1 protein-coding gene and 1 pseudogene are annotated in these 1,526 nt (G+C 64.6%); both read left to right on the forward strand.

Annotated features, from left to right (window positions below; translation table 11 throughout):
• A pseudogene (locus tag AB0J67_RS41070) lies at positions 1-514 on the forward strand (transposase); the annotation flags it as partial.
• A gap of 321 nt (positions 515-835) precedes the next feature.
• The gene (locus tag AB0J67_RS41075; protein ID WP_363491234.1) at positions 836-1,198 is read left to right on the forward strand and encodes a hypothetical protein; all 363 of its coding nucleotides are present in this window, start codon (positions 836-838) and stop codon (positions 1,196-1,198) included.
• Positions 1,199-1,526 lie beyond the last annotated feature (328 nt).

Below are 1,526 nucleotides of genomic sequence, written 5' to 3' on the forward strand. Positions count from 1 at the left end.
CCATGGTCGTGCAGGTCAACTCGTACTTCGGCCAGCTGCAGGCCACCGCCCCCGGCGCGAACGCCCCCACCCCGGCGCGCAACTCGACCTGTTCGACACCGTCGAAGGCTGGCGCCACCAGGTCATCGCCATCGACACCCCCGTCGGCGCAGGCTCGATCCAGCACCTCGAGGTCCGCCACCGCGCACATGCCCGCGTCGAGGACCGCATCGGCTGAGGCAAGGCCACCGGCCTCGGCCGGTTCCCGTCCCGCGTGTTCGCGATCAACGCCGCCTGGCTCGAACTCGCCCTCACCGGCTGCGACCTGCTCACCTGGACCCAGCACCTGCTCCTGGACGGCGAACTCGCCCGCGCCGAACCCCGACGACTGCGCTACCAGGTCCTGCACGTCGCCGCCCGCATCACCCGCGGCGCACGACGGGTCCACCTGCGCATCCACGCCACCTGGCCCTGGGCTGCCGAACTGGCCACCGCGTTCGCCCGCCTCGCCGCACTACCCAAACCCGCGACCTGATCAACGCCATCAGTTCGGCAACCCGCGACCAGGACACGGAGAAACCCGGCCCGAGCCGGGCCAAGAACATGCCCACCACCAGCAGCGATCGACAATCGCCACCGCGTGGAACAGGGCCAAGCCAAGATCCGAACCTCGTGAAAGAGCGTGGCGAGTGTCTTCCTTGGACGCGTCGCGCAGTACGGCTGACCGCACCATTCGAGACCCGCTCGGCCGACAACGCCGCCGCGCAGTTGATCTGGAACTATCCGCCGCGACCGCTCGTACTCCCAACGAGCCGTACCGGCTAACTCGGGCCGTGGCTCTGAATGGGAGAGAAACATGCGACTGACTCGCGCCATCGTGCGTGCTGCAGCGAGCCTGGCTGTAGTGGCCGCTACCTTCACCATGAGTCCTTCCGCACACGCTAGCTCTGCAGCCGAGCCGCCGAGCACGGAGTTTGTTTGCGGCCTCGACGTGGACTACGGCGGCTCCGGCGGCTACTACAATACGACAGCATTCTATGGCAACTGCGGCAGGACGTCTGACGTGCTCGTTACCTGGTATGTCTACGTCAACGGTACGCAGGTCAGGCAGGGTATGACGTGTGTGCCGCGGAACACCTCGAAGTTCCTGGTTGGCCACTCGTCTAACGTTGGCCAGCCGGATGTCTGGGCGTATCACACCTACACTTACTGCTCCTGAGCCTGGCTCCGGAGAGCGACCGGCTTGAGGCACCGACCTAGCCGGACAGCCAGTCGGAGATAGTAAGCAGGCACGGGGCTATTCGATAAGTAGGAGTGTTTTCGCTCCGATTTGCCTACAAGTCCCGTGCCTGTCTTGCCATCATCGCTGCTCGACCGATTTGCCTGGTCAGCTTGTCGGTGGGCCACAGCCTGCTACTGAGGTCATTTCAACCTGACGACCGTGGATGTCTCGGGTTGATCAACCCGGTGTGAGGATGTCCACGATTTTGCGAAGCTCCTGATAGGACTGGGGTTACCACACGCACCAGTACCAGCAGGAGCTTCAG

It is taken from the genome of Catellatospora sp. NPDC049609, from assembly GCF_040675365.1.
In the GTDB taxonomy this organism is placed as follows: Bacteria; Actinomycetota; Actinomycetes; order Mycobacteriales; family Micromonosporaceae; genus Catellatospora.